This is a genomic window from Pseudomonas sp. Kh14, assembly GCF_900291005.1.
Classification (GTDB): Bacteria; Pseudomonadota; Gammaproteobacteria; order Pseudomonadales; family Pseudomonadaceae; genus Aquipseudomonas; species Aquipseudomonas alloputida.
Genome location: NZ_OLKJ01000143.1, coordinates 1 through 264 on the forward strand (window position 1 = coordinate 1; position 264 = coordinate 264).

At 52.7% G+C, this 264-nt stretch carries 1 protein-coding gene; it reads right to left on the reverse strand.

Features of this window, described 5'->3' with window-relative positions:
• Positions 1–264 (reverse strand): hypothetical protein (locus FQ668_RS27610; RefSeq protein ID WP_218570909.1); only part of this gene is annotated, 264 nt, incomplete at both ends.

Genomic DNA, 264 nt, shown 5'->3' on the forward strand with positions numbered 1-264 from the left:
AGACAGCGTTGACCGTGCTACCGACAAACACCCAGAGCGGCTTTTCCAAATTGTATGGACGCAGGATCTCGGCTTGTTCATCAAACAGGCACTGTTGCTCATAGAAGGAGAGCAGGTTGCCCAGAAGGAGCAGATCGGTTTTGGCCTCGTCGGTCTCATCCTGCAGGTTGAGGATACGAAAGTCCTTGCCGTAGCCATCCCCGTAAAAGTACCGGTAGGAGTAATCAAAGACGATGGCCTTGCCGTATTCGGCAGTAAGCGGAT